Annotated in this window: 24 protein-coding genes and 2 pseudogenes; 18 read left to right on the top strand and 8 right to left on the bottom strand. The window is 67.9% G+C overall.

What is annotated here, in order from left to right:
- Positions 1-12: 12 nt before the first annotated feature.
- Entirely contained in the window at positions 13-1,668 is a 1,656-nt protein-coding gene (locus ABZZ79_RS11330) for a VCBS repeat-containing protein (RefSeq protein ID WP_356688674.1), read from the top strand.
- Between the two features lie 384 nt (positions 1,669-2,052).
- Here the strand turns inward: ABZZ79_RS11330 and ABZZ79_RS11325 are convergent, their stop codons facing one another.
- From ABZZ79_RS11325 to ABZZ79_RS11315, 3 genes are all read right to left on the bottom strand, one after another.
- Positions 2,053-2,316, bottom strand: coding sequence for a hypothetical protein (locus tag ABZZ79_RS11325; RefSeq protein WP_356688916.1), 264 nt, complete (start codon positions 2,314-2,316; stop codon positions 2,053-2,055).
- Positions 2,317-3,235: 919 nt separating this feature from the next.
- Positions 3,236-3,514 (bottom strand): SHOCT domain-containing protein, encoded by a 279-nt coding sequence (locus ABZZ79_RS11320; protein ID WP_356688673.1) that lies wholly within the window; start codon positions 3,512-3,514, stop codon positions 3,236-3,238.
- A 76-nt stretch (positions 3,515-3,590) separates the two neighbouring features.
- Positions 3,591-5,942, bottom strand: coding sequence for an arylsulfatase (locus tag ABZZ79_RS11315; protein ID WP_356688672.1), 2,352 nt, complete (start codon positions 5,940-5,942; stop codon positions 3,591-3,593).
- A gap of 969 nt (positions 5,943-6,911) precedes the next feature.
- On the opposite strand from ABZZ79_RS11315, the gene ABZZ79_RS11310 reads away from it, so the two are divergent.
- The 4 genes from ABZZ79_RS11310 to ABZZ79_RS11295 all read left to right on the top strand — a co-directional run bounded on the left by ABZZ79_RS11310 (position 6,912) and on the right by ABZZ79_RS11295 (position 10,706).
- Positions 6,912-7,373 (top strand): SRPBCC family protein, encoded by a 462-nt coding sequence (locus ABZZ79_RS11310; protein WP_356688671.1) that lies wholly within the window; start codon positions 6,912-6,914, stop codon positions 7,371-7,373.
- A gap of 199 nt (positions 7,374-7,572) precedes the next feature.
- Positions 7,573-7,899 (top strand): hypothetical protein, encoded by a 327-nt coding sequence (locus ABZZ79_RS11305; protein WP_356688670.1) that lies wholly within the window; start codon positions 7,573-7,575, stop codon positions 7,897-7,899.
- Positions 7,900-8,034: 135 nt separating this feature from the next.
- Complete coding sequence (locus tag ABZZ79_RS11300) at positions 8,035-8,442, top strand: hypothetical protein (RefSeq protein ID WP_356688669.1); 408 nt, start codon at positions 8,035-8,037, stop codon at positions 8,440-8,442.
- 845 nt (positions 8,443-9,287) lie between these two features.
- Positions 9,288-10,706, top strand: a complete 1,419-nt coding sequence (locus tag ABZZ79_RS11295) for a DUF2252 domain-containing protein (protein ID WP_356688668.1) — start codon at positions 9,288-9,290, stop codon at positions 10,704-10,706.
- Positions 10,707-11,502: 796 nt separating this feature from the next.
- Here the strand turns inward: ABZZ79_RS11295 and ABZZ79_RS11290 are convergent.
- Entirely contained in the window at positions 11,503-12,750 is a 1,248-nt protein-coding gene (locus ABZZ79_RS11290) for a DUF4231 domain-containing protein (protein ID WP_356688667.1), read from the bottom strand.
- A gap of 241 nt (positions 12,751-12,991) precedes the next feature.
- Here ABZZ79_RS11290 and ABZZ79_RS11285 point away from each other — a divergent pair, with 241 nt between their 5' ends.
- Both ABZZ79_RS11285 and ABZZ79_RS11280 read left to right on the top strand, forming a co-directional pair.
- Positions 12,992-14,368 (top strand): IS1380 family transposase, encoded by a 1,377-nt coding sequence (locus ABZZ79_RS11285; protein WP_356688666.1) that lies wholly within the window; start codon positions 12,992-12,994, stop codon positions 14,366-14,368.
- 937 nt (positions 14,369-15,305) lie between these two features.
- The gene (locus tag ABZZ79_RS11280) at positions 15,306-17,069 is read left to right on the top strand and encodes a hypothetical protein (protein WP_356688665.1); all 1,764 of its coding nucleotides are present in this window, start codon (positions 15,306-15,308) and stop codon (positions 17,067-17,069) included.
- Between the two features lie 279 nt (positions 17,070-17,348).
- On the opposite strand, the gene ABZZ79_RS11275 is transcribed toward ABZZ79_RS11280, so the two are convergent.
- Genes ABZZ79_RS11275 through ABZZ79_RS11265 form a run of 3 tightly spaced genes read right to left on the bottom strand, consistent with a single transcriptional unit; the run spans position 17,349 to position 18,608 of the window.
- On the bottom strand, positions 17,349-17,729 hold the full coding sequence (locus ABZZ79_RS11275) for a hypothetical protein (RefSeq protein ID WP_356688664.1): 381 nt from the start codon (positions 17,727-17,729) through the stop codon (positions 17,349-17,351).
- On the bottom strand, positions 17,729-18,154 hold the full coding sequence (locus tag ABZZ79_RS11270) for an ATP-binding protein (protein WP_356688663.1): 426 nt from the start codon (positions 18,152-18,154) through the stop codon (positions 17,729-17,731). The genes ABZZ79_RS11275 and ABZZ79_RS11270 overlap by 1 nt, the downstream gene beginning before the upstream one ends.
- A 46-nt stretch (positions 18,155-18,200) precedes the next feature.
- Positions 18,201-18,608 (bottom strand): NUDIX hydrolase, encoded by a 408-nt coding sequence (locus ABZZ79_RS11265; RefSeq protein WP_356688915.1) that lies wholly within the window; start codon positions 18,606-18,608, stop codon positions 18,201-18,203.
- Between the two features lie 107 nt (positions 18,609-18,715).
- On the opposite strand from ABZZ79_RS11265, the gene ABZZ79_RS11260 reads away from it, so the two are divergent.
- The 11 genes and pseudogenes from ABZZ79_RS11260 (at position 18,716) to ABZZ79_RS11210 (ending at position 25,567) form a co-directional block, all read left to right on the top strand.
- Complete coding sequence (locus ABZZ79_RS11260) at positions 18,716-19,504, top strand: GntR family transcriptional regulator (protein ID WP_356688662.1); 789 nt, start codon at positions 18,716-18,718, stop codon at positions 19,502-19,504.
- Positions 19,505-19,595: 91 nt separating this feature from the next.
- The gene (locus ABZZ79_RS11255) at positions 19,596-19,952 is read left to right on the top strand and encodes a hypothetical protein (RefSeq protein WP_356688661.1); all 357 of its coding nucleotides are present in this window, start codon (positions 19,596-19,598) and stop codon (positions 19,950-19,952) included.
- The gene (locus ABZZ79_RS11250) at positions 19,952-21,328 is read left to right on the top strand and encodes an FtsK/SpoIIIE domain-containing protein (protein WP_356688660.1); all 1,377 of its coding nucleotides are present in this window, start codon (positions 19,952-19,954) and stop codon (positions 21,326-21,328) included. Before ABZZ79_RS11255 ends, ABZZ79_RS11250 begins: the two co-directional genes overlap by 1 nt.
- A 79-nt stretch (positions 21,329-21,407) precedes the next feature.
- Positions 21,408-22,067, top strand: coding sequence for a DUF2637 domain-containing protein (locus ABZZ79_RS11245; protein ID WP_356688659.1), 660 nt, complete (start codon positions 21,408-21,410; stop codon positions 22,065-22,067).
- 12 nt (positions 22,068-22,079) lie between these two features.
- Positions 22,080-22,271: a mobile element transfer protein gene (locus ABZZ79_RS11240; protein ID WP_356688658.1), complete on the top strand. Its 192-nt coding sequence runs from the start codon at positions 22,080-22,082 to the stop codon at positions 22,269-22,271.
- A gap of 15 nt (positions 22,272-22,286) precedes the next feature.
- Entirely contained in the window at positions 22,287-22,481 is a 195-nt protein-coding gene (locus ABZZ79_RS11235; RefSeq protein ID WP_018471713.1) for a hypothetical protein, read from the top strand.
- Positions 22,482-22,506: 25 nt separating this feature from the next.
- On the top strand, positions 22,507-22,752 hold the full coding sequence (locus tag ABZZ79_RS11230) for a SpdD protein (protein ID WP_356688657.1): 246 nt from the start codon (positions 22,507-22,509) through the stop codon (positions 22,750-22,752).
- 153 nt (positions 22,753-22,905) lie between these two features.
- Positions 22,906-24,206, top strand: a pseudogene (locus tag ABZZ79_RS11225) (replication initiator).
- Positions 24,199-24,411 carry a helix-turn-helix domain-containing protein gene (locus ABZZ79_RS11220; RefSeq protein ID WP_040252376.1) on the top strand — a complete coding sequence of 71 codons (213 nt, stop codon included), beginning with the start codon at positions 24,199-24,201 and terminating at the stop codon, positions 24,409-24,411. Before ABZZ79_RS11225 ends, ABZZ79_RS11220 begins: the two are co-directional and overlap by 8 nt.
- Positions 24,411-24,728: pseudogene (locus tag ABZZ79_RS11215) on the top strand (site-specific integrase); the annotation flags it as partial. The gene ABZZ79_RS11220 and the pseudogene ABZZ79_RS11215, both read left to right, overlap by 1 nt.
- A gap of 161 nt (positions 24,729-24,889) precedes the next feature.
- Positions 24,890-25,567 carry a tyrosine-type recombinase/integrase gene (locus ABZZ79_RS11210; RefSeq protein ID WP_356688914.1) on the top strand — a complete coding sequence of 226 codons (678 nt, stop codon included), beginning with the start codon at positions 24,890-24,892 and terminating at the stop codon, positions 25,565-25,567.
- Between the two features lie 292 nt (positions 25,568-25,859).
- On the opposite strand, the gene ABZZ79_RS11205 is transcribed toward ABZZ79_RS11210, so the two are convergent.
- Positions 25,860-26,696, bottom strand: coding sequence for a RelA/SpoT domain-containing protein (locus ABZZ79_RS11205; protein ID WP_356688656.1), 837 nt, complete (start codon positions 26,694-26,696; stop codon positions 25,860-25,862).
- Positions 26,697-26,815: the final 119 nt, after the last annotated feature.

Genomic DNA, 26,815 nt, shown 5'->3' with positions numbered 1-26,815 from the left:
CCGGGAGAGAACGTGTTCACCACCCGATCCCGGCGGCGCGGCGCAAGCCGGGTTCACCGGCGCCCCCGATCGCTGTCCGTGCTCGCCGCGGCGGCCGCGGTCCTCGCGGCAGGCGTCTTCGTCGCGCTGCCCGAAGACGCCGACGCGAAGGCCCCGACGCGCGGCGATTTCGACGGGGACGGCACGTCCGACCTGGTCTACCGGAACGTAGCGGGCCAGTTGTACGTCAACACGGGCACGTCGGCGCCCGAGACGATGGCCCTGGACTCGGACGTCGCCAAGGTCAAGGACGTCCTGGCGCCCGGCGACCTGGACTCCGACGGCGTCCAGGACGTCCTGACACTGAGCCCGAGCGGTGTCCTGCGCCTGCACACGGGCGTCTACGCCAGGACGCCCGGCGGCCTGGGTTCGTACCGTACGGTCGCCACCGGCTGGCAGATCTACAACAAGGTGCTCGCCCCGGGCGACATGAACCGCGACGGCAGGGCCGACCTGCTGGCCCGGGACCTCTCGGGCGCCCTGTGGTTCTACCCCGGTGACGGCAAGGGCGCCTTCGGCGCCAGGGCGAAGGCGGGCACCGGCTGGCAGCAGTTCGACCAGCTGATCGGCGCGGGCGACCTCGACGGCGACGGCGTGGGCGACGTCCTGGCACGCACCCCCGCCGGGGCCCTCTACCGCTACCTCGGCCGCGGCGGCGGCATCTTCAACGCCCGCGTCCAGGACCCGAGGAGCGACTGGGCCTCGTACAACCAGCTCGTCGGCGGCGGCGACTGGGACGGGAACGGCAGGACCGACCTGCTGGCCCGGGACTTCTCCGGCGCCCTGTGGTTCTACGCCGGCGACGGCAAGGGCACCTTCGGCACACGGTCGGCCCGCAGCACGGGCTGGGGCAAGGTCACGCAGTTCGCGGGCGCGGGCAACACCCCGCACTTCGGCAAGTTCGGCATCATGGCCCGCACGTCCGCCGGCTCGCTCTACAGCTACGAGGTGACCGGCACGGGTTCCCTGACGAGCAGGCTGGAGATCGGCTCGGCCTGGCCCCCGTCGACGAGCCACCTGGCCTACGCCTCCGCCCTGCGCGAGAACGGCCTCGCCGACCTGGTCGTCCACTCGACCGGCACGGGCCGCCTGACGAACCCGGCGTACTACGCGCTGTCCGACCCGGAGATCGCGGGCGGCTCCACGTCGTACGGCCGCATCCTCGGCCCAGGCGACCTCACGGGCGACGGCTTGGGCGACCTCCTGTCGGTCACCACCTCCGGCACGGTCTATCTCAACGCGGGCAACGGCTCGGGCACTTCGGTGGCCGCGCGCGCCTCGGTGGCCACCGGCTGGCAGACGTACAACGCCCTGATCGCCGGCGGTGACCTCACCGGCGACGGCCGCCCCGACGTCCTCGCCCGGGACACCTCCGGCACCCTGTGGCGCCTGGCCGGCACTGGCAGGGCCTCGGCGCCCTTCCTGCCCCGGGTGAGGATCGGCACGGGCTGGCAGCAGTACCGCAAGCTCTTCTCCCCGGGCGACGCCAACGGCGACGGCAAGGCCGACCTGATGACGACGACCTCGACGGGCGCCCTGTACTTCCACGCGGGGACGGGCACGGGGGGCTTCACCTCGCGGGTCACGAAGGCCACGTCGGGCTGGGGCTCGTGGGCTGACCTGCTGTGAGGGCCGCCCCGGCCGGTCCGTGCGGAGGAGGGACGGGTGTGGGGCACGACGTCGTGGGCGCGCCGTGCCCGGACGTCGGCGCGACGCATCACGCCCCGCTCCCGGCGCGACGCATCACTCCCCGCTCCCGGGGGGGGGGGCGCGTCGGCCGTGCGCCAACGACCCCGGCGTATACACACCGGGGTCGCCCTTCCGGGCCGGTCGCACGTGAGAGTGTGCCGACCCGCTTTCATGCTATGCCCGATGCGCGTTTCGGGCATCGGGCGGGCGTTTCGGGGCCCGCGGATCCCTTCGGTTCCGGCGTGAGCAGCGCGGACGCGTTTTCACGGCTCCCGGCGAGGCCCTGCCGGGAGATCCGGAGATCGTCGCGCGGGTTCGCGCGCTTCAGACCTCGTCCGTCTGCCTGTGGCCGTCCCCCGAGGACCTGCTCGTGACCAGCCAGGACCGCGCGGGCTCTGCCGCGCGGTCCGTGTCCACCGTCAGGTGGAGGCGGGTTCCGCCTGGCGCCGTGCCGACGGGATAGCTGCGTTGCTCGGTCGAGGCGAAGCAGCGACGGAGAATCTCCGCGACCCGGCGGGCGGCCTCGGGGGAGGAGGCGACGAGGCGTACGTCGACGTTCCCGGCAGAGGGCGGTTCCAGTGACTCCACGGGGCGACGCGGTCCCGGCCCGCCCACTGCTTCCACCGGGGAACGGGCGGACTCGTCCGGGGCACCGCCCGCCGGGGCGTCATGGGCGGTGGGCGACGCGGACGGCTTCGGCGCTCGTCGGTTCCTCGCCCGCCGACGGCCGATCCCCGGTAGCGCGTCGCTGTAGCGGTAGGCCGCGATCCTCGCGTCGTGCTGCGCGTTGAGCTGGTGGATCAGGGCGATTCCCATGGTGACCATGGCGATGATCAGCGCCGCGGCGATGAAGGTCTCCACGTCCTCACCTCCCGCGGGCGGAGCGGAAGAGGCCGACCGTGCTCAGTGATGGCCGGTGTCTGCTGGTCGCGGTCATGACGCGAACCTGTCTCCGGGCTCGTCTTCGACGTTCCGGTCCTGTTGTTCGCCGAGAACGGCACCAGCGTCCGATCTGGTGTGCGAAGTACTCCCGGTGTCTCGACACTACTCCGGTCGCAGGTCCCTGTGGGCGGGACGAACGACCAGGAATCCTCCCGGCGAGGCGGCGTGCGGGTCACCGTGCGGGCGGGGTCCGGGGTTGGGCGCGTCCGAGGGGGAGACGCAGGGACAGGGTGCCCGTCGCCGGGCACGTGGGTGAACGGGGGCTGGTTCCTGGCCGGGCGGGACCCGCACGAACCGCTGCTGCTCTCCTCTCAGGGGGCCGCTGGAACACGCGGGTGATCCCGCCGCGGACGGATCCCGCCGTGGACGGATCCCGACGCGGACGGATCCCGGCCCGGCCGCGAGGCTGATGGCGCCGCGAGCGACCCGCTGGGCAGCTCGACCGCGGACCGGGCTCGCACCCTGCGGGACCCGCTTTCAGGAGTGCGGTCGAAGCCTTGCCGGGTGGGTGCCCTGCCGCGTGGTGCCCTTTCGCCTGATCGGCGCCACGCGGCTCGATGCCCGGTCAGGAGCCTAGAATTCTGCGCTTCTGCTCCTCGAACTCCGCGTCGGTCAGCACCCCTTGGGCCTTGAGTTCACCGAGCTCCTTCAGCCGGGCGATCGTGTTGTCCGAGGCGTCGGCCGCAGGGGCCGGCGGCGGTGCCGCCGGGGCTGGTGCGGGCTGCTCGGCGGCGGCCTGCTGGGCCCAGCGGCCCTGCTGGCGCCGTGACACCCGGTTGGAGACGGCGGTTGCGGTTCCGGCGACGACGGCGGTGCGCGCGACCCCGCGGATCAGACCTGGCATGTTGCTCTCCCTGCTGTCTCAGGTTCCGGCTGGGTCCGCTGTCCGGGCCGGGGAGGCCTGTTCCACCACCGGGCCTTCACTGGCGGGCCATGTGCATACGCATCTCGCTGTCCGCGTCGATGATGAGCTCGCCCGACAGGTCGACGGTCACCGTGCGGAGCCCGCCGGTGAACCGGAAGGGCGACCGGTAGTCGGACGTGACCGGCTGGCCCGGGTTGGCGCCGCAGGTCATCCCGCCGGGGTTGAACATGACGGGGGTGGTCAGCGGGAACTCGGCCGCTCCGACCAGGCGGCGGTCGACGTAGAGCTCCGCACGCCCCGGTGCGCCCTTGCCGGCGGCGAGGTCCGGCTTGCCCGTCGGCTCGAACTCGAAGCGCAGCTCATGGCGGCCCGCGGGCACGGGGTCGGTCGAGGTCACCGTGTAGAGGGCTCGCGAGACGTAGTTGTGGACGTACGTCAGCTTGCCGTCCTTGATGTAGAGGCTCCAGCCGCCGGCCATCGAACCCTGGCACATCAGCACTCCCTCGGCGCCGTCGGCGGGGATCTCCACGTCGGCGGTGATGCTGTGCGGACGGTTGAGCACCCGGGGGGCGACGGAGGGTGGCAGCGACTGCGTGCCGGGCCGGAAGGTGTAGCTGGTCCGCTCCTTGCCGATGTGCGGACGTTCCGTGGACATCCGTGCCAGGACGCTGCCGTCGATCGGCAGCACGCCGTACTTGCCGGCCTCCACGTACCACAGGGAGATCAGCTCGATGGTCTTGGCGCGGTGCTCGGCGGCGACATCCCGGGTCTCCGCGAAGTCCTCGTCGATGTGGTACAGCTCCCAGGCGTGGGCGTCCAGTTCGGACAGCTTCTCCGAGCTGATGGGCGTGCCGAACGGCTGGCGCGCCTCGGTGAAGGACGGACCCGGCCAGGGGCATACGGCGCGCCAGCCGTCGTGGTCGATGGCACGGTGCCCGAGCATCTCGAAGTACTGGGTGCGGTGGAGCGTCGGCGCGGCCGGGTCGTCGAAGGTGTGGGCGAAGCTGACCCCGTGCAGGGGGGACTGTGTGACGCCCTTGATCGTTTCGGGCGGCTCGATCCCGAGGATGTCGAGCACGGTGGGGACCATGTCGACGAGGTGTGCGTACTGGGTGCGCACCTCTCCCCGCGCCTTGATGCCGCGCGGCCAGTGGACGAGGAACGGGTCGCTGGCGCCGCCGCGGTAGGTCTCCCGCTTCCAGCGCCGGAACGGCGTGTTGCCCGCCCAGGTCCAGCCCCAGGGGTAGTGGTTGAACGTCGTGGGACCGCCGAGGTCGTCGATCGCCCTCAGGCTCTCCTCGATCGGTTCGGGAGCGTTGTTGAAGAACTGCGCCTCGTTGGTCGTCCCGGTGACGCCGCCCTCGGCGCTGGCCCCGTTGTCGGAGACGACCATGATCAGGGTGTTGTCCAGTTCCCCGATCTCCTGGAGGAAGTCCAGCAGCCGCCCGATCTCGTGGTCGGTGTGGGACAGGAACCCGGCGAAGACCTCCATCATGCGCGCGGCGAGCCGGCGGGCGTCCGGGGACAGGGAGTCCCACTCCGGCACGTCCGGGTCGTGGCGCGAGAGAACGGCGTCGGCGGGTACGACACCGAGGCGCTTCTGGTTGGCGAACGTCACCTCGCGGTAGGCGTCCCAGCCGTCGTCGAACTGCCCCCGGTAGCCGTCGGCCCACTCGCGCGGTACGTGATGCGGCGCATGGGTGGCGCCGGGGCAGAAGTGGAGGAAGAACGGCTTGTCGGGGGCGACCTGTTTGGCGTCGGAGATGAAGAGCATCGCCTTGTCCGCCAGGTCCGGAGTGAAGTGATAGCCCTCTTCCGGTGAGGCGGGGGGCTCGACCTGGTGGTTGTCGTACACCAGCTCCGGATACCACTGGTTGGTGTCGCCGCCGAGGAAACCGTAGAACCGCTCGAAGCCGCGGCCGAGCGGCCAGCGGTTGTAAGGCCCGGCGGGTGACTCCTGGGCCGAGGGCATCAGGTGCCACTTGCCGAGCATGTAGGTGTTGTAGCCGTGCTCCAGCAGCATCTCGGACAGGAACCCGTTCTCGAACGGGATGTTGCCGTTGTAGCCGGGATAGCCGGTCGCCAGCTCCGTGATCGCCGCCATGGCGTTGGCATGGTGATTGCGACCGGTGATGACGCAGGAACGCGAAGGCGAGCACAGTGCCGTGGTGTGCATGTTGTTGTACAGCAGCCCGCCCGCGGCCAGTCCGTCGAGGCGCGGCGTCCGCATCGGACTGCCGTAGCAGCCCAGTTGTCCGTATCCCGTGTCGTCGAGCACGATCGTCAGCACGTTGGGCGAGCCCGGCACCGCCCCGGGCGGCTCGGGCCACGCCGGGCTGGACAGGTCCGTGGTCCGCCCGATCACCCCGGGGAAGGCGGTCCCCGGCTTGTACTCGTTCACTGGCATCGTGCCCGTCCTCTCTTACCGCCGAGCCGCTGGACGTTTCGGCGGATGGACCCATGTGCGGCGTCTCTCGCCACGTGTCCGGGTTGCGGCGGCTGGGGTCGTGCGCGATGTCGGCCGCGGGCACGCCGTGGCGGGATCGACGCATTGACGCATTGACGCATTGACGCATTGACGCATTGACGCCTCGACGCCTCGGCGCCTCGACGCTTCTGCGCCTTCCGGCGAACGCGAGGCCCGGAATGCGGGCCGCTCGGCAGGGATCGCGGACCGCAGGCGGCCGGAATTCCGCCGGAACCATATGCGCGGCATGCGCCTCTTCGGTCATGCACGGCATGCGCCTCTTCGGTCCTGTGGCCGACAGGGGTAGTCCGGTTGCCGGCTGCCGCGCCCGCAGCACGATATTCATGCTAGATCCGCGACATGACAGCTGCCACTGGGGCCTCATCAATGATGACCGGCCACAGGGCCATGGACTGCGTTACGGTCGCCTTCGTCACCGTGCTCGGATCACGACGCGCAACGACGGCGTTCTGTTCCTGAGTCACATGCCCCGAGGCCCGATCCAGACGAGGGCCGTGGATCCCGGCTTCGGTGACCTGGCCTCGTCCGGCGTCGCGGCACTTCCCGGGGCCGACCCGGTGGCCCCACGGCCGCGCGGGAGCCGAAGTGCTTCAACTCGTCGGCACCCCTTGGCACATCACCGAGGCCGAGGTCTCCGCAGGCGATGCCGCCGGCATGGAGACCCACGCGTCGGAGCAGGATCCCATCGGCCGGCTCCTGCCGTGCAACGCGGCGTCGGGCGCGTACGACGTCGGGCGCGTACGGCGTCGGGCGCGTACATCCTGCGGGACGACACGCATACGACGAAAATCCGACGAATAGGCGGGGCTCAAGGAGCTGAGAAAAGCCAACGCGGAATAGAAAGCAAAAGGACGAATTCAAATGGCCCGGCACTGGTATCCCCTCGCCATGAGCGGAGACGTATTCCTGCGGTCCGCGCCCTTCCTCTACGTGAGCTCCGTGGAGACCACGGCCCCCGCCGAGCGGATCTGGGAGGTTCTGACCGGCGAGACGCTGGTCCACTGGGTGGGGGTGTTCACCGGTCTGCGCTGGCTTTCGCCGCGCCCGTTCGGCGTCGGAACCGAACGCGAGGTCACGTTGCTGGGAGTGCTCACCGCTCGTGAGCGCTTCTTCCGCTGGGACGAGGGGCGCCGGTACACGTTCGGCGCTGTCGAGGCATCTCTTCCCGGCCTCCGACGCGCGGCGGAGGACTGGACCGTCGAGTCCACGCCGTCCGGCTCCCGCCTCACCTGGACGATGGCCATCGAGGCCACCCCTGCGGTCACTCCTCTTCTACGGGTCGCCAGCCCGGTCATCGGTCTGGTGACACGACGCGCCCTGCGGACCATCCGCGCCCACGTCAGCGGCTGACGCCGGGCTCCCGTCCCGGGCGCGAAGGGCCCGCCTCGATGCCCGCCCACGCTCTGTGAGCGGGAACACAGCGACCGGCCCGACCAGGGACGTACGATCCGCGTGAAATGTCGCACCCGCGCGATGCCGGGGCGAAAGGCCCGGTGCCGGCCGACGACGTGATGGTCGAGGAGGCATCCCCACACCGCGGAGGGCTCGCATGTTTCGCCCGGCTTCCCTGACGGACACGCGCGTGTGCGCGGTGCGCGAGGCGCTGAGCCCGTACGACTGGCGCAGGCTCACGCCCGAGATGGTCAGCCGTCGCGCGCTCGCCGCGATCGACTCACCCGGAACGGCCGACGCGGTCCCCGTGGCCCGCCACGACGAGCGGATCGGAGTACTCGCCGAGCCTCTCAAGAGCTGCCGGTGGCGCTCACTGACGGTCGAAGCGGTGAGCCGTCGGCTGGTGACCGCCCTGGACGCGTGGCTTCACGAAAGCCAATGGCTCGAGATCGAGCTGCGCTGGATTTCCGACGAACGCAGCTGAGACGGCGCGCTGAGAGGCGCGGGAGACACCTCACCCACCTCACCGGCCCGAAATGGCCCCGCCCGCCCGGACGGCGCAGCATGGAGGAGAGGGGCCGCGATCCTGCGGGCCCCCGGGATGAATCGAGGCACGGCAATGGCGACGACTGCTTCTCCCCATCGATCGGAATCGTCCAGTGCGGCCGCGGGCGGCCTGGTGATCTTCGCCGCGGTGATGCTCTTCATCAGCGGTGTCCTCGGCATCTTCCGGGGAATCATGGCGATCGCGGATGACGACGTCTTCGTCAGCACCCCGAACTACGTCTTCAAGTTCGACCTGACCAGCTGGGGCTGGATCCACCTGATTCTCGGAGTCGTGGCGGTCCTGGTGAGCATCGGCCTCTTCTCGGCCGCTGTGTGGGCGAGGGTCATCGGGGTCGGGATCGCCGGGCTGCTGCTCATCGTCAGCTTCCTGTCCATCCCGTACTACCCGCTGTGGTCGATCACCCTGATCGCGCTGTACGCGCTCGTCATCTGGGCGCTGTGCGTGGTCAAGCGCGACTGATTCACCGGCGCCGGGCGGAGCGATTCCCGCGACACCAGGGCGGCGCCGGGGTCCGTGGAGAGGGCGACGTCTCGCCCGTACGGTCCATCAGGGCGTGCCGAAGCGGTCGCCCGTCTGGTCACGGCCATCGTCCGGTCATAGCGCGCCGCTTCTGCCTCCCGCGCGCCGTCCGGGACACATCGGAGCGCGCAGCGGACTCGGCGGCCGGATGGGCGTACGCCCACCAGGTCCGCACCGGCCGGACGGGGACCTGGTGCCCGGGCTGGATTCGTGCCGGCCGCCCTGCTGATCGTGGCCCTGGTCTTCGCGCTCAGGAACCACCCGACGGCGTCGACCATCCTGTTGCTGGTCACCCTTCTGGTCCCATCCTCCTGGCCTGCATCCTGCTGGTCGTACCGGCGCGGCGCTACTCGCGCTCCTCGCCGCCCCCGGCCGCGGCGCAGCCGATGCCGAACAGGCGCCGCCACCGTCGGCGAGCGGGCGCCGCCACTGATGGCGAGCAGCCGCCGACACCGATGGCGAACGGGCGGCACGGCCGGGACTGAGACCGGACGGGCACGGCCGGGACTGCGACCGGACGGCACGGCCGCGACTACGACCGACGGCGGCGCGTGAACGGCCGGTTCGTGGCCTCCGGGCCCGGGTAGCTGGGAGGACCCTGCGGGGATAGCCTGAAGCAAATGGGTGAATTCACCCATTTGACCCAGTGCGGTCGGGCAGGGACCGTCTGCCGCGGCAGCGTCCCTTCGGCACCGAACTCGACGTCATGCTGGACGATCCACGGCCTCGGCGGCCGTGGATCGACGCGCTGCGCGCCGGCCACCAGAAGAGGGAGCGTGTCCGCAATGACCGAGAACCACCTCTCCGGCGACGAGACGCGGCACCTCACCCCGCAGGAGCGTGTCGCCCGCGGCAAGGCGGCGCGCGGGGACGTACCCCGGTCCAGCCACGCCGAGTTCCAGCCCCCGCCCAAGCGCACGGACCCGGTGGAGATCATCGGGAACCAGTCGGCGAGGAGGGTGCCGGAACTCGTGCCGATCCGCTACGGCAGGATGAGCGAGGCGCCGTTCCGCTTCTACCGGGGAGCCGCCGCCATCATGGCCGCGGACCTCGCGGAGACGCCGCGCACCGGGATCAGGGTGCAGTGCTGCGGCGACGCGCACATGCTGAACTTCCGGCTGCTGGCGTCCCCGGAGCGGCGGCTGATGTTCGACATCAACGACTTCGACGAGACGCTGCCCGGCCCGTGGGAGTGGGACGTCAAGCGCCTGTCCGCCAGCTTCGTCATAGCGGGCCGGGCGAACGGCTTCAGCGCCGAGGAACGGGCGACGGTGGTACGCGCGGCGGTGGGGTCCTACCGCGAACACATGCGGAGCTTCGCCGGAATGGGCAATCTCGACGTCTGGTACACCCGTGCCGACGCGGACGAACTGGCGCAGCAGTTCGGCAAGATACTCAGCTCCGGGCAACGAGATCGCTGGGAGCAGGCCACGCAACGGGCCCGCGCACATGACACGCTGCAGGTCTTCGAAAAGCTCACGCACGTCGTCGACGGCCGACGTCAGATCGCTCCCGATCCACCGCTGCTGGTCCGGCTCCAGGATCTGCTGCCGGACGCCGAACGCGGCGCGCTGGAGACGGAGATCACCCGCCTGATCGAGCACTACGGCGAGACCCTGCAGACGGACCGCCGGTTCCTGCTGCAGGGCTACCGCGTCGCCGACATGGCCCGCAAGGTGGTCGGTGTGGGCAGCGTGGGGACCCGCTGCTGGATCATCCTGTTGCTCGGCAAGGACGACGAGGATCCCCTGTTCCTCCAGGCCAAGGAGGCCGACGAGTCGGTGCTGGCGCCCTACGTCGGCGGCAGCGGCTTCCGCAACCAGGGCGAGCGCGTCGTAGCCGGCCAGCGGCTCATGCAGGCCACCAGCGACATCTTCCTGGGCTGGGAACGCGTCCAGGGCATCGACGGCAGGCGGCGGGACTTCTACGTACGCCAGTTGCGCGACTGGAAGGGCATCGCCGTCGCCGAGAACATGTCGCCGAAGAGGATGGCCCTGTTCGGCCGGCTTTGCGGCGCCACACTGGCCCGCGCCCACGCCCGCTCCGGCGACCGCATCGCGATCGCCGCCTACCTGGGCGGCGGCGACGCCTTCGACCGCGCGCTGGCGACGTTCGCCGAGCTGTACGCGGACCAGAACGAGAAGGACCACCAGGCCCTGCTGGACGCCATCCGGACCGGACGCGTCCAGGCCGAGGCGGCCTGAAGCCCCAGGGCCCTCGGCCGACGGCGCCGGGGCGTGCCACGCGAGGCCCTTCACTGTCCTGACACCAGGTGGCCGGCCATCCTGCCCAGCTCTCCACCATCGAGGCCATGCGCCACACGCCCCGCAAACACAAAGGCCCTCCCGCCTACGGAGACGGAAGGACCTCTGACCAGATGCTTCTCTGTGCGCCAGCAGGATTCGAATCTGCGACACCCGATCTAGGAGTTCGATCTCCCCCGCCGTGGTTGCGGCTCACGTCACGTACCGGTGCCCTGCGTGGCTGCCGATGGTCATCGTCGTCCGTGCTCGTTGATGTCAGCGTTGGATGTCACCGGAACAGCCCCGGGACTGAGCAGACCTCCAATGGGTCGTCCGGCCGGTCTGCCCAGCTCCACCAGGCATGCCCATCGGTACACCTCCACAGCGACCGACAGGTCCGCCGGCACGTCGTCCTCCCGCTCGGAGAGCACCAGGCCGCCGGACTTCATGGGTTGGCTGCACTCGGGACAGCCCGGGGCATCGTTGGTCATGCGGCGCACCCTAACGGAGCGACCTCTTCGTCCCGAAACAATATGGGGTGCCCCCTGTCCTTCGGCTGCTGGGCTGTCACCTGCATGGATGGTCTGCTGACGTCCACGGTTGTCCGCGGGGTGTGCGCCGTGGTTGTCACGCGGTCAGACACTCACCGGGGAGACAGGTGCGTGTTCACTTAGCCCTGCCAACGCCTCCCAGGTCCGCCTCGCACGAGGTGCCGCGTCGTTCGGGTTGGTCGTACTGACGGCCGCCCTGCTGCCGGTCAGATGACGTCGGCCTGCCCCTGATGCGGCTGTTCCAACTGTTGTTCCCGCTTGCGCTGCTCCATCCGAAGCGTCTCCACGTTCTCCGCGAACCGCTCCAGGTTCACCGCAGCGTCCGCATCCGCGTACGGCGCAATCCCCAGATCGAAGGCCGTGGCGTGCTGCTCTACCTGATCCGCGGTCTGCTGAAGGTTGTACGCCCGCTCTCGGAATTTGAAATAGCCCGTCACCGCGGTAGCGAAGGCCAGGAACGACCCCAATATGATCAGGATCGTCTTACCCGGCTGCGGGGTCTCCCAGAAAGCCGTAGTCGCCGTGGTCCCCACCGACGCGAAGAACACCCCCCACTGAAACCAGTTGTGAATACGCCGGTAGAACCGTGTATCCCGCCGTAGACGATCTATGACCCGCGGTATGTGCTCCCGGTAGCCGTCCCGCCGTTCCGTCGTCGGGCGTGTCTTTGAGGCGTTGAGGGTCCACCGGTCATGGATGATCTCCAGATCTCTGCGGAGCAGGAAGACCGACTTGACACCGTGTTTCTCGTCCTTCACCCGCAGGAAGTGGCCGACCAGGAACACCACCACCAGGACCAGCATCACCGCGATGGTCACGATGTTGAACGTGCGCAGGTCCGGCACGGCTTCCGGCCACAGGTTTCCCCATCCGACCACTGCCAGAACCAGCGGCATCACCACGAGCGGCACCAGCCGGAGCCACCGCGACAGAAGAGCCCTGCGGATGCGGCGTTCCGCCGTCGCGACGTCCCGCCGGTAGGTGATAACGCTGTTCGCATACTCGTACTGTCTGGCGGGCTCTAGACTCCATCCATACTCTGGTTTTGGCTCATTGAGGAATTCAATGACTTCTTCAACGAGTTCGCCCCAGGTGGAATTTGAGTCTGCGGTGAACACGCTCCTAAGCAGTACGTAAGGTTTGTATCGGTCGGGGGAGTCATATTTTCGATGGAAGATGTATGCGCCCTCACTGGCGTATCTGACCTGTCGGGCTATTTGGACGTCTATGGTCCACTTGAGTTCTTCCCTATCGGTCTTCCAGGCGGCAGAGAGGATCGCGGCTACGCCCTCCCAGGTCAACATGAAGCCCTCGGGGAGGGGGGTGAGTATGTCGGCCTCCGACAGCCGCTGGCCTTCGTATGCGAGGTGATGCAGGACATCACCCACCCACGGCTGGTAACTGTCGGCGGTTGCGGGTTCAGGTTCGCGCGGCACGTCGGTAAGGCCGGACATCGCGGAGTGGCTCCCAGTCGAGGGTGGTGGTGTGTGGTCGACGGCACGCTACCGCCGCCCTGCCTTCCACCAGTCGGAAACCCGCCTGTTTGGGGGGGAGTTGACCGCACCCGCCCCTAACCTCGCGCTTTCACGCGGCAGTGCGTCCGGTGGGTGATCAGAAACGCGAAGAGTGCTCCTGACCTGCAACGATGGGACTTGTCTAGGGTCCAGGTCGTCGCGTGAAAGAAGCACTCTCCAGGTGAAGAAGCGTATCGGGTCCTACCCGCGTGTCCGTACCGAAGGCGGTGGTCGCGGGGTGGTATCCCAGGCCGGCGGTGTGCTGCTGGTGGAGACGATCCGCAAAGCCGGTCTGGATCAGGCGATATCGGCGGCATTGACGCCGTGGCGCAAGCCGCGGACGGTGCATGATCCGGGCAAGGTCCTGCTTGACGTGGCGCTCGCGGTCGCACTGGGCGGAGACTGCCTGGCAGAGGTCGGTCTGCTGCGGGCCGAGCCGGCGGTGTTCGGGCCGGTGGCATCCGATCCGACGGTCTCCCGGCTGATCGACACGCTGGCTGCGAGCGGGAAGCGGGCGCTGATCGCAGTGCGGCAGGCCCGCGCTCAAGTCCGAGAACATGTATGGAGGTTGGCCGGCCAGGCGGCGCCGGACGCGGCCGGACAGGTGATCGTGGACCTGGACGGGGTGCTCGTCCTCGCGCATTCCGAGAAGCAGGATGCCGCCGCGACCTGGAAGAAGACCTTCGGGCACCATCCGCTGATGGGGTTCGTCGACCACGGCCGGGGCGGATCCGGGGAGCCGGTGGCCGGGCTGCTGCGGCCCGGGAACGCGGGCAGCAACACCGCCGCCGACCACATCGAAGCCGCCCGCCTCGCCCTGAAGCAGCTGCCGAAGCAGTACCGACGGGGACGGCAGACGCTGATCCGCACCGACTCGGGCGGGGGCACCCACGAATTCGTCGACTGGCTTTCCGCCCGCGGCCGGTGGCTGTCCTACTCGGTTGGCATGACCATCACCGATGCCATCCACGAGGCGGTCCTGAAGGTTCCGGCGTCGGCCTGGACGCCGGCCGTCGAGCCCGACGGCGAGGTCCGCGCCGGCGCCTGGGTGGCCGAACTCGACGGCGACTGCCTCAAAGGCTGGCCCAAGGGGATGCGGCTGATCGTGCGGAAGGAACGGCCGCACCCCGGCGCCCAGTTGCGCTTCACCGACGCCGACGGCATGCGCCTGACCTGCTTCGCCACCAACACCAAGAACACCGCGATCGCGGCGCTGGAGCTGCGGCACCGCCAGCGCGCGAGGGCCGAGGACCGCATCCGTGCCGCGCGGGCCACCGGCCTGCGCAACCTGCCCCTGCACGACACAGCACAGAACCAGGTCTGGCTGGAGATCGTCCAGATCGCCCTCGACCTGCTGGCCTGGCTGCCGATGCTCGCGCTGACCGGCCAGGCCCGCCGATGGGAGCCCCGGCGCCTGCGGCTGCGGCTGTTCTCCGCGGCTGCCCAGCTGGTCACCACCGGTCGGCGTCGCATTCTCCGCCTCGCCAAGCACTGGCCCTGGACCGGCATGATCACCGACGCCCTGCAACGGCTCGCGGCCCTGCCGCACCCCGGCTGACCAGCAGCGTCCCGCCCCTGCGAGCAGCACACCCCGACCGGAGCCGTGGAACCCGGCGCCACCCGGCGCGACAGCCGGGCCACCCGCCTGCCCACCTGCCCAAATAGCCACCCCGATCAAGCCGAAAGGGTCCGTCAGCAAGCTGACGAACCCTCATGCAAGATCGAGGTTAGTAACTGCCTTGCTGCGAGCAGCGTTGCAGTCTCGGACAGCGGCCTTGCCCCAGCTGCTTCCTGATCCCCTGGCAGCACCTGGCACGTAGATGGCCTGACTCTTGCCCTCTCCCACAGGGCATCCTTTCCGGCTCGGCCTGGTACGTCTCTGCCTCAGCAGATGACAAGTAGGCAATGGGGCGGGTCATGATCCTGCTGTCCGTAGCCCTCCGATTGCCAGTCGCTAGGAATCGCGTCATCCTGAAAGAGCAAGCGCCTTGCGCGGACGTTTGGGCTCAATTATCTCCTTCTCGCCGAATCATGAGTGATGGCGAGTCGTTGCTGAGTGACTTCGGAGCCGGAGGGTGGTCATGGGTACACCCCATTCAAACCAGCCAAGAGTCGTAGTTTCAGGAGACGCCGTAGCTGATTGGGTCATGGCTCGGCGTAAAGAAGATGAGCCACGGCGTACCACCGGAACCAAGTGGCAAGAACGACAACAGGAGGTTACCCAACGAGAGATACCTGGGGGTGCTCGTCTGCTGACCATGTTGATCGAGGGGGCACGAGACGGGGCAGACTTCCTTTCTTATACGAATGCACGGAGTGAGATTAGTTGGGCCGAAGAGAGGATCAGTCACCACTATGCCATCCTTGGGCGTTTTCCAAAAAGTGGGAGTGTAACCGATTTCGAAGATGACGAAAACTTTTGCTGGCGAATGTCGGACGGCATCGGGATGACCAGAAGGCGCACGCCATGTATAGGCCATAATGACATTTGCGAGATGAAGGATGATCCTGAGGAGGCTCATCTTCTCGTACTCGTTGAATCCGGGCTAAAGTATTTTGAGGATCATGATCTACCCAAGGCGATTAACCGAAAAGATAAAAGCCCGTGGCTACTTGTGAAGCTGGGTGGGGATGGGATGCTGGACCGTCATGACAAACTGCACGAGGCTCTCACTCAACGCAGAGACAAGGTTATCGTCATAACTACAGCGGACGACCTAAGGCGCATCCCCGGGACGAAAATAAGCCGAAGCACGGCTTGGGATCTCGAAGCATCCGATTGCGCTCGAGTTTTCCGTGCCCAAGATCGACTTAACCAGTACCGGTTCGTCGTTGTGTCATTTGGTCCAGCAGGGGCGCTGCTATTTGACAGAGAGGCCGACAGTGCCGCCCAATTGAGTCTATTCTACGATGCCTCAACAGTAGAGGGGTCGTCGGATTTCTGGCTCAATGGAAGAATGTGGGGGTACACATCTGCTTTGACTGCGGCGATTTGTCGCAAAATCCTGGCTTCATGGGAGGGTGATACGTCTTTTGGGGTGGACAATTACGTCATGGAGGAAGGAGTATGGCACGGCATCGGGGCAATGCAAAAGATTTATGATGCCGGATTTGGTCCAGTAACTGATCACGTCCCCCTCGGCTTCCCCGTGGAGGAGGTAAGTGCCGCAATCAATGGCGCCGTTATCGATCGCCTCGAAAAAGTGAAAGTGGACAGAGAGGCTGGAAGCTCCTGGACGGTACTTAATGTTAGCCCGCGCCGCCTGGATGAAATCGCACATGAGATTGTTTACAGGGGCGCCAAAAAGGTGCTGGAAGAAACGAAAGTCCCTCACCTGAAATACGGAAAAGTAGTCAGCGTTGATCGGCGAGAGATCGAGAGCTATCAATCAGTTAGGTCGCTGGTTAAAGATTATGTCGAGAGGCGCGGGACTCGTGTCCGGAATTACTGGGAGATGCAACAAGCTAGGACGCCAGTACCCCTGTCCATAGCCATATTCGGACAGCCGGGATCGGGTAAATCTACGGCAGTTAAGGAGATCATAGGGACACTGAAAATCCAGGACAGGGAGCTGAAGATTGAGGAGTTCAATCTTTCCCAATTCCGAGAGACTTCCGAATTGATCGACTCCTTCCATTTGCTCCGCGATCACCGCCTGAGGGGGCGCGTGCCCGTAGTGCTTTGGGATGAATTCGATACAGATTTTGACGGAGTCCTAGGTTGGCTTCGGTATTTCCTGTCTCCGATGCAGGACGGTAGTTTTCAGCAAGGGCAAGCCGTGCATCCCATAGGGCGATCCGTCTTTGTATTTGCGGGAGGGGTTGCAAGTAGTCTGGACGAATTTGAGAAGCTGGGCAGTGAGGGCGAATTTAAGCTGGCGAAAGGCCCTGACTTTTTGAGCAGGGTGCGCGGGACCATGGAGCTGCAGGGAATTGACAAGCGGGATGGTGATCCGCTTTGGGTTCTGCGGAGAGCGATCTTGCTTCGGTCCATATTGGAAAGTGAGACCCATCTATTTGACGGTCGTGAGGATGGGGTTAATGCGCTAGATGCGGACGTGCTAAACGCCTTCCTGGGTGTCGATAACTTCATTCATGGAGTCCGCTCCATGAGGGCTATCGTGGTAAATAGTTCACTTCTCGGCGAGTATTACTACTCGAAGTCGAGTCTGCCGAATGAAACTCAACTGAACCTTCATGTGAAGGTGGGGGACTTTTATGCCGCCATGAAGGAGAAGTGGTACGAGAAATATCATTAGCGTGGCGCGGGCTCCTTAACTTTTCCGTCCGTAGAGGTCTAGCAAGTTACTTGGAGGGCCTGGTTCCGGCCTTGCATCGGTTGGCATTTTGCAATGTGAAGCTGACCGCCCAGGCCACGCACAGCTCTTCTCTTTATATGGTGGCTGATTGCTGAGAGCGCGGCTCGGACGGCGGCCGGGCTGGAGCGGGGCGGAGACAGGAGCGCAGGCCCGGCCGGGGGCCGGGCCGCGCGCGGTGAGCGGAGCGAGCCGCCTTGAACCAGTAGAGAAAGTTGTAACTCAGTCTGTGGCGTGGGGCCGGAAGTCGTGTGCGCAGGCTGGGAGTTCGACACCTTGGCGGTGGGCCAGAGGCAGGAAGACCACTGGCCGGATCGTCCATGTGATGCGGGTGCTGGCGTGGGTTACAGAGACCGTGCAGGGTTCCATGCGTAAGAGGGCTCGTCGTGTGTCGATGCGGCCGTCGTAGAGCCAGGCCCAGGCCTCGTCGGAGGCGTCCGGATCGAGTGCTGGTGAGATGGTGCGCAGGGCGACCGCTACCCATCTGTCGGCCTGTGGTGCCGAGTAGGCGTCGAACGATGCTCGGAGTGCCGGCGATCCCGTCTCGTCGTTGACGTCTTGAGTCCAGCACTCGCACCAGAATCCGCGCTGGGGCTTGTCCATCAGCACGGGTCGCCTCCGGGCTGGGTGTCCGTGAAGAGTTCGGCGGTGACGGTGTAGCCGCTGTGGTTGCCATGGACGACGACCCGGTGTGCGATGACGCTGACCATGCTCAGGCCGCGGCCGTGTACGGCGTCCTCGCTCGGCTGCTCGACCTTCGGGGCGGTGCCCGTTCCTCCCTCGTCGGTGACCGACAGGGCGACCACCTTGGGGGAGACCGCGAGGGCCAGGTGAAAGCTGCCGAGGCCGCCGCTCGCCGTGTGAAGGATCGCGTTCGCGCTCAACTCGCTCACGATCAGTTCGGCATCGTCGGCCAGGGGAGATCCGCGCAGGATGTCCCGTGTCCAGCGGCGGGCTCGGCTGACCTCTTCCGGAAAACCTGGGCAAGTGAGTCCCCAGACCCGGGCGGTGCTCGTATACTCGTGCATACAAGTTCCTTCGTGCTGGTAGGCCGCCATGTGCAGCGGGTTCGGGCTAGACGAGTTTGACGCCGTCGTGGGCGCGGATGGCCGGCGGGGATACCGCGTCGAGTGCGTCCAGGACGCGGATCGCGTACGCCTCGTCGGCGAGTTCGATGACCTCTTCGCGGGTGGCCCAGCGCAGTGCGCGGGTCTCGTCCCCGGTGGTGGGCGTGCCGTCGGCGGCCTCACAGCGGAAGACCATGGAGACGATCAGACCCTTCATGTTCTTGTAGATCCCGGTCAGCATCGCGGGAAGCGCGATCTTGATGCCGGTCTCTTCGAGAACTTCGCGCTGGAGGGCCTCGGGGATGGTTTCCTCGCGTTCGAGGACGCCGCCCGGGGGTTCCCAGTGGCCGTTGTCGCGGCGCTTGATCAAGAGGGCGCGGTCCTGGTCGTCGACGATGACTCCGGCGACGCTCACGGAGTGCGGACGGTCGGTGCTCACGTTCCTCTGCCCTCTCGGATGGCTAGGCTCTCCACCGTAGCAACAAAGCTCGCCCACTCGTCTAGATACCTAAAGGAGTACACGTGCCCTCTCTTTCCTCCGGCCTCCTCGGCGATCTCGACCCCACGAGCGATCGTGCGGTCTTCCGGCAGATCGCCGACCAGCTGCGCGAGGCCATCGACCGTGGGCGATTCAAGGAGGGCGAAAAGCTGCCCTCCGAGGCCGAACTAGTCGAGCGCTACGGGGTTTCCCGTATGACGGTTCGAAACTCCTTCTCCGTCCTCCAAGGCGAGGGCCTGGTGCACGCCGAGCACGGCAAGGGCGTCTTCGTGCGACCACGCCCGCCTGTCCGGCGGCTCGCCTCCGACCGGTTCGCCCGGCGTCACCGCGAGCAGGGGAAGTCCGCGTTCATCGTCGAGGCCGACGCCGCCGGCAGTCACCCGCAGGTGGACAGCCTGGAGGTCAAGGAGGAGAAGGCCAGCCAGGACGTCTCCACCCGGCTCGGGTCCGTGCGGCGAGTGCTGGCCCGGCGTCGCCGGTATCTGCTGGACGGGCGGCCGGTGGAGTTCGCCACCTCGTATCTGCCGCTCGACATCGCGCGGGGCACACCGATCGCCGAGCCCAACCCCGGGCCCGGCGGCATCTACGCACGCCTCGAGGAGCTGGGGCACCGCCTCGACCACTTCGAGGAAGAGATTCGTGCCCGGATGCCCTCGCCTGATGAGGTGCGCACGCTGCGGCTGGCCTCCGGCGTGCCGGTCATTCACCTGATCCGCACGGCGTTCGACCAGGAGGGACGGGCTGTAGAGGTCTGCGACACGGTCATGGCGGCCGACGCGTACGTCCTGTCGTACCAGCTCCCGGCGACGTGAGTATCTGATCGGCGGTGGTGCGCGTGGTGCTTCTCCGAACTCGTACACCCCAACGCGCTTACTTGTATAGACGAGTAGATGGGAAGAAGCCTTGCGCACCATCCGTGTAGAGACCTCCGCCGCAACGATCCTGCTGACCGAGGCGCCCGAGCCCAAGGTCCGCGACCGGCAGACGGGCGAGATCGCCAAGGACACCACCAGCGGCGAGGCCCTGATGACGATCGGCGTCGTCTACCTGGAGGACGGCGAGTCGTCGCTGATCAAGGTCACCGTTCCCGAGAGCGGAGTGTCCGAGGGGCTGACGCTCGGGGCTCCGGTCTCGCTGCCGGGGCTGGTGGCCCGACCGTGGGAGAGCGTCTTCAACGGGCAGCAGCGCCACGGCATCGCCTACCGCGCCGCCGCCGTGACACCGGCCGCCTTCCCGGCCGCCACCGGGGCCGCTGCCTGATGACCGATCTGACGACACTCCTGGAGGTGGGTGGTCCTGTCGCCGCACTCGGCGGCGGGGCCGCCTACGCCCGGGCAGAGCATCCCGGGGTGTACTGGTCCACGGTCGGCCTGCCGATATCCGCGGCCCGGCTCCTCAGCTCCTACAGCTCGGTCATGGAAGCCTGCGGCCTGACCGTGGCTCCGTCCCGGCTGCGGATGCTGGCGGTCAAGGCCACCACTCGCCGCGAGGTCCGTCCCGTACCGCCGCGTCGGGGCATTATCCGGCCCACCTCGACCGGTCTGCGGCTCCGTCTACGGCTCGCTCCGGGGCAGGAACCCGCCGACGTGGCAGCCTCGGCGGAACGGCTGCGGCACGCTTGGGGCGTTCATGCGGTGTACGTCTCGACGGTCAAGCCGGGTGTGGTCGAACTGCGTCTTGTCGGCTTCGATGTCCTGCACCGGGTGCGGATGCCGCGCAAGATCGACAGTGGATTGCTGAGCGTTCCGGTTGCCCTGCGGGAGGACGCCACGCCCTTCGTGCGCGACTACCGGACTGTGCCCCACCAACTCACCCTCGGCGCGACGCTGTCGGGCAAGTCCATGTATCTGCGGCACCTGATCGCCGGACTCACCTCTCAGCCGGTCGCCTTGGTCGGCATCGACTGCAAGCGTGGTGTGGAGCTGGCACCGTTCGCTCCTCGGCTGTCCGCGCTGGCTACCGATCCGGAGCAGGCCGCCGAGCTGCTGCCCGTGCTCGTGAAGGAAATGGAGGACCGATACGACCTGATCAAGGCCCGGCAGGGCGTCGCCCCGGATACTCCGGCTGAGGAAATCACTTCGGACGTCTGGGGACTGCCCGACTCCGAACGCCCCGTTCCCCTCGTTCTGTTCGTGGACGAGGTCGCTGAACTGTTCCTCGTCGCCACCAGGAAGGACGAGGAACGCCGGGACGAGATGGTCACCCAGCTCATCCGGCTCGCCCAGCTCGGCCGCGCGGCCGGCATCTACCTGGAGGTCTGCGGGCAGCGCTTCGGCGCCGAACTCGGCAAGGGCGCCACCATGCTGCGAGCGCACTTAACCGGTCGCGTCTGCCACCGGGTGAACGACGAAGCCTCCGCGAAGATGGCACTCGGCGACATCGCATCCGAAGCGGTCACGGCCGCCTGCGCCATCGCCCCCGAACGGCCCGGCCTCGCCGTGGCCGGTGACACCTCGGGCGGCTGGTCCCGCATCCGCACGCCGTACTTGTCGCTGGGCGAAGCGGCCGAGACCTGCCGGGAGTCGGCCCACCTGGTTCCCGACCTGCCCGCGCTCAAGCCTTTCCGGCCCAACGTGCCCGTACGGCCCGTCGAGACACCGGGCCCGGCGGTGCGGCCCCGACCGGTGACCGACTGACCCGCGCAACCTCGGTCGGCGTGACCGCCTCACGCCACGTCCCTACCCCTCCCATGCCCGAACCGGAAGGAGCCGCAGCATGCGTGCCCACCTGGCCCGCGTCGATGCGGTGCTCGTTCAGGCGGTCATCGCCGCCGCGCTGTCCTTCGCCCATCTCCACGACGTCGCCTCGGCGGCCGGACAGGACGGGTGGAAAGCGTGGGCCTACCCGATCAGCGTTGACCTGCTGCTCGTTGCTGCCTGGCGCCGACTGCGCTACGGGGAGGCGAAAGCGGCCGGGTGGTGCTGGTTCCTGATCGCACTCGCCGCGTCCCTCGGCGCGAACGTGGCCACAGCCGGACTGCTCGACCTGGACCACGTACCGGCCTGGCTCCGCATCCTCGTCGCGGGCTGGCCCGCGGTCGCTTTCCTTGGCGGAACCCTCCTGGTCCACTCGCCGCCGGCGTCGCCCGACGAGACCGAGAACGCCGTGGCCCAACAGGAACCCGAGGACATCGAGGACCAGGAGGACGTGCCCCAGCCTGCACAAGAACCACCGATGCCACCGGTAGCCGACCCGGCACCTGACCCACCGTCGGACCCGCCTCCGGTCGCTGTCCCGGTCGCCCTGGTCGAGCACGCCCGCAAAGTCGCTGCCGAGCACCACGCCTGCACCGGAACGGCTATCGACACCCCGACCCTGCGCGCCCGCCTCGGCGTCCCGCCGCCCATGGCCGACGCCATCGCCGCCCAGCTCTGAGAGGAGACCCACGTGAGCGCCAACCGCCGTTTCCGCTCCGTCACCCGCATCGGCCCCGTCCAGGTCGGCACGTCCTACGACGGTCGCGGCCGGGAAAGGCACACCGCTGCCTGTACCGCCCCTCGCTGCGGCTTCTCCGCCGACTACGACAGCCGCGCTGTCGCCGAGCTGGCCGCTCGTACCCACCGCTGCCCCGTCCGCTGAAAGGACCCGGAAACCGTGACCGTCAGCCTGCCGCTCGTCGTCGTCCTCGGCTTCTTCGCCTGGGGAGCGGTCAAGTTCCTCGGCGTCCGCACGTGGATCGTCGTCCTGATCGCCCTCTTCGGCTTCTGGCTCTCGCACACGTTCATGGCTCCGGCCATCGAGTCCGGTACGCGCTCCGGCGTGGACATCGTCAACGGCTCACATGACTAGACGAGTAGGTAAGGAGAGCTTCGCCGTGTTCCTGCCCAAGTACCCCGACAGCCCGACACCGCCGCCCGCATACCCCCACACCGTTGCCGACCAGGCGCCCGCGCGGCGTCCCGCCCCTCAGATCTCCGTCAGCACGGGAGCGGTCGCGGCCGTCCTCGTCGGCGGCGTCGTGCTGACCGCCCTCCTGGCCGCCGTCGCCGTCACGGCCGTCTCCGTGACCGTCGCCGCCGTGGTCCTGCGCTCGATACTCCGCGACCAGCACCGCCGCTGACACACCAGACCCCCGGGGCGGCCTCGATACCGCCAAGCATCCGCCGCCCCGGGGGCCCTCTCCCTCCAGCCGAAACCAGAAGGAGAAGCCATCATCACCCGCGCCACTCCGCCTCCGCTCCACGAACTCGGCGAACTGGCCGCCCTCGGCACCATGCCCGCACTCCTGCGCCAGCTCGCCGGCCTCGGCGGCTGCACACACCCGATCCGCCTCGACGGCCACCGCACCGAGTACGACGTGAACACCCGCACCGGCGAGATCGGCAACGTCCTCCACCACCTCGACTCGTCCAGCCTCCCGGCCGGGCACCTCTTGGTCCGCTGCAACAACCGCCGCACGACCCGGTGCGCGGCCTGCGCCGAGGTCTACCGCCGCGACACCTTCCACCTGATCACCTCCGGCCTTCGCGGCGGCAAGGGCGTCCCCGAACGCGTTGCCGCACATCCGCGAGTGTTCGCCACCTTCACCGCGCCGAGCTTTGGCCCGGTCCACAACCGCCCCACCGGACCGGCCGGTTCGGTCCGCCGCTGCCGCTGCCGCTGCGGCACGCTCCACGATCAGGACGACCCCGCACTCGGCACCCTGCTTGACCCGGACACCTACGACTACGAAGCGGCCGTGTCTGGAACGCGCACGCCGGTCCCCTGTGGCGGCGCTTCTCGACCTACCTGCGCCGGGAGGTCGCCAAGTGCGCCGGACTGACTCAGCGCGCCTTCCGCGAGCACGCCCGGGTGTCTTTCGCCAAGGTCGCCGAGTACCAGAAGCGTGGGACCGTCCACTTCCACGCCGTCATCCGCATCGACGGCCCTGAGGGCGGGGACACCCCGCCTCCCGCCTGGGCCACCGCCGAGCTGCTGACCGGCGCGATCCGCGCCGCTGCTACTGCGGTTCGGGTGGAGGGCCCCGTCATCGACGGCCGCGCGCATGTCTTCACCTTCGGCCGTCAGCTTGACGTACGCACCATCCGCTCGGCCGACTTCGACGGTGGCCAGGAGCTGAGCGAGCGGGCCGTTGCCGCGTACATCGCCAAGTACGCGACCAAAGGCGCCGAGACCGCCACGGGAGCCCTGGACCGGCCGCTTAAGTTCCTCGCCGAACTCGCCCAGCTCGACATCAGCGACCACGCCCGCCAACTGATCCGCACGGCTTGGACGCTCGGCGCCCGGAAGGACCTCGAGCACCTCCGCCTGCGGGCCTGGGCCCACATGCTCGGCTTCCGTGGCCACTTCTCCACAAAGTCCCGTCGCTACTCCACCACCCTCGGCGCCCTCCGTGATGCCCGCGCCGAGTGGCGCCGCGCACAAGCCGCCGAAGCGACCGAGACCGGCCCGGCCACAACCCTCGTCCTCGCGCACTGGGTCTACGCCGGGACCGGCCTCACCGACGCCGAAGCCTGGCTCGCCGAAACCCTCGAACCCGCCCTCGGAACGGAAGGAGAGTCCACCCATGGCTGACCGCTACCTGACCGTGTCGCAGGTGGCCGAACTCCTCGGCACCACGGAACGCTTTCCGCGCCGCCTGATCGCCGAGCGACGCATCGTGTTCGTCAAGGTCGGCCGACACGTCCGTATCCCGGAGAGCGCACTGAACGCCTTCATCGACGCCCATACGGTGCAGCCGATCGGCCATCGGCGCAGCTCCCTGCGGAGGGCTGCCTGATGGCCAACAAGAAGGGGAGGCGAAGGGACTTCGGTTCGGTCCGGCAGCTTCCGTCCGGCCGGTGGCAGGTCCGCTACCGGGACCCGGAGACGGGGCAACTGCGCCCGGCGGAGAAGACCTACCCGACCAAGACAGACGCCCAAGTCGCGCTGACGCACATCGAGTCGGACATCACGCGCGGGCAGTGGTCGGACCCGGACGCCGGTGCGGTGAACTTCAAGAAGTACGCCACCGCGTGGCTGCGGGACCGGAAGCTTGCCGACCGGACCCGTGAGCGGAACGAGTCGGTGATGCGGCTGCACATCCTGCCCACCTTCGGGGCCGGGAGCGTGGCCGACGTGACCACGGCCCGGGTACGCAGCTGGCGCGGCAAGCTCCTCGCGGCCGGCATCGGGGAGCCGACGGTCGTCAAGGCGTACCAACTGCTGCGCGCCCTGATGAATACGGCCGTCGACGATGAACTGATCCGGCGCAACCCGTGCCGCATCAAGGGCGCAGACCGCTACGACGTGCCCGAGCGGCCGGTCCTCACGGTCGCGGAGGTCTTCGCCGTTGCCGACTCCATCGCGCCGCGCTACCGGCTGCTCGTGCTTCTGGCGGCCTTCACCACGCTGCGGTTCGGGGAGCTGGCGGCCTTGCGACGCCGGGACATCGACCTGGAGGCGCTGACTGTCACTGTGCGCCGCGCTCAGGCCGAGCTGCAGGACGGTCGGCTCTTCGACAAGGCACCGAAGTCCGCGGCCGGGGTTCGTTCCGTCTCCTTCCCGGCCGAACTGCTGGACGCGGTCAGGCATCACCTGGAGCACTTCGCCGCTCCCGGCCGCGAAGGGCACGTCTTCGTCGGCCGCAGGGCGGGCAACTGCGGCGGAGCAACTTCCGGGACGACTGGGTTAAGGCCCGGAAGGCCGCGGGCGTCACGGCCGAGCTGCACTTCCACGATCTTCGGCACACTGGCAATACGCTCGCCTCCACGGCCGGGGCCAGCACACGCGAGCTGATGACGCGCATGGGGCACAGCAGCTCCAGGGCCGCGCTGATCTACCAGCACATGACCAGCGACCGGGACCGGGCCATCGCGGATCGGCTCGGGGTCATGATCCGGGGCGGCGGGGGAGTGGCTTCAAGATCCCCCGGGGAGGACCCTGAGCGGACGTAGTGGCACGCGTGTGGCACGGCGCCTGAAACGGCTAAGGGCCAGCCTGGGAGGAAACCCCTCCTGAGCTGGCCCTTCTGGCTGTGTCCCCGGCAGGATTCGAACCTGCGACACCCGCTTTAGGAGATCATCCGGGCGTTCCGCTGATCAGCGGTGAGGCTTGTTCGTCTCTGTGAATGGTGTGCGTTCGGGCCTCCCAGTACGGCAACGTCCACTGGTGTTGCCGTCAAAGACTGCCGTCACTCCACTGCTCCTCCTCGCCTGCTTCAACGTGGGGTACGTCACCGATCAGCGCCTAAAGGCACGCCATGACGAACTCGGTGAAACGGCCGGTGTCTGCGAAGTAGTTCGGGTACGCGTCGCGCAGCTGGCTGATCCGGGCGATGTTGATGAGCACCGCGTCCAGGTCCTCGTCGTCCAACGCCTCCAACTCGGTGATCCGGGCCTCCGCGGCGGCCAGCGTCTCGTGTACCGTCACTGTGAGCTGTCCCTCGGTCCGCCAGAGCTCGAGGGTCAGCGTGTTCCGGCGGTCCGTCTTGGCGTGCTCGCCCACGATCGCCGCGTAGCCTCGTAGCCGCTCCAGAACGCCGACGTTCGCCTCCAAGCGCGCCAACTCGGCCGCCAACTCCTCCCGCGTCCCCTCGGCGCCGGGTACCGGGGTGGTGCCTTCCTCATACGCCATAAGCGAGCCGACCAGGACGAAGAACCTGAGCACGCCCGTGTCGCCCTTCCCGTACTTCAGCTCGCTGCCCGAGAACAAATCCATGGTCTCGACGGCGGTCGCCCAGGCGTGCTGGAGCCGCGTGCGCACCTGCAGCTCGATCCGCAGGCCGTGGTACTCCTTTTTCGAGGCCCCGTACTCGTACACCAGGTGAACACCCCGGTAGCCAGAGTCGCGTGGCCCCGGGTCATCACGTAGGTAGTCGTAGACCTTCTTGACGCGGTTCTTGCTCCGTGGCAAGTCCACCAGGACGCTGACCAACTCGTCCACCTCGGCAACGGTGTCGAAGACCACCCGGCAGCCCCCCAAGTCCTGCATGGTGGTCACGCTCATCGTGGGGTGGCGCTTCAGCTTGTCCAGGATCGTGGGCAGGCGCTTCCGGCGCTCGGCCACGACGGCGTTCGGGTTCACTTCTAGCGCCAACGCCGTTCAGTTAAGGGCGGGGGCTGTTCGTCAAGGCCCGTGAACGAGGCAGCGGAGCTGCTGTAGAAGAGGGTTGTCCTCCAAGACATCCTCACCACAGGAGCTCC

Source organism: Streptomyces sp. NPDC006458 (genome assembly GCF_040612135.1).
Taxonomy (GTDB): Bacteria; Actinomycetota; Actinomycetes; order Streptomycetales; family Streptomycetaceae; genus Streptomyces.
Note: the sequence above shows the minus strand (reverse complement) of the source record. Positions and strands in the feature narration are given on the sequence as shown.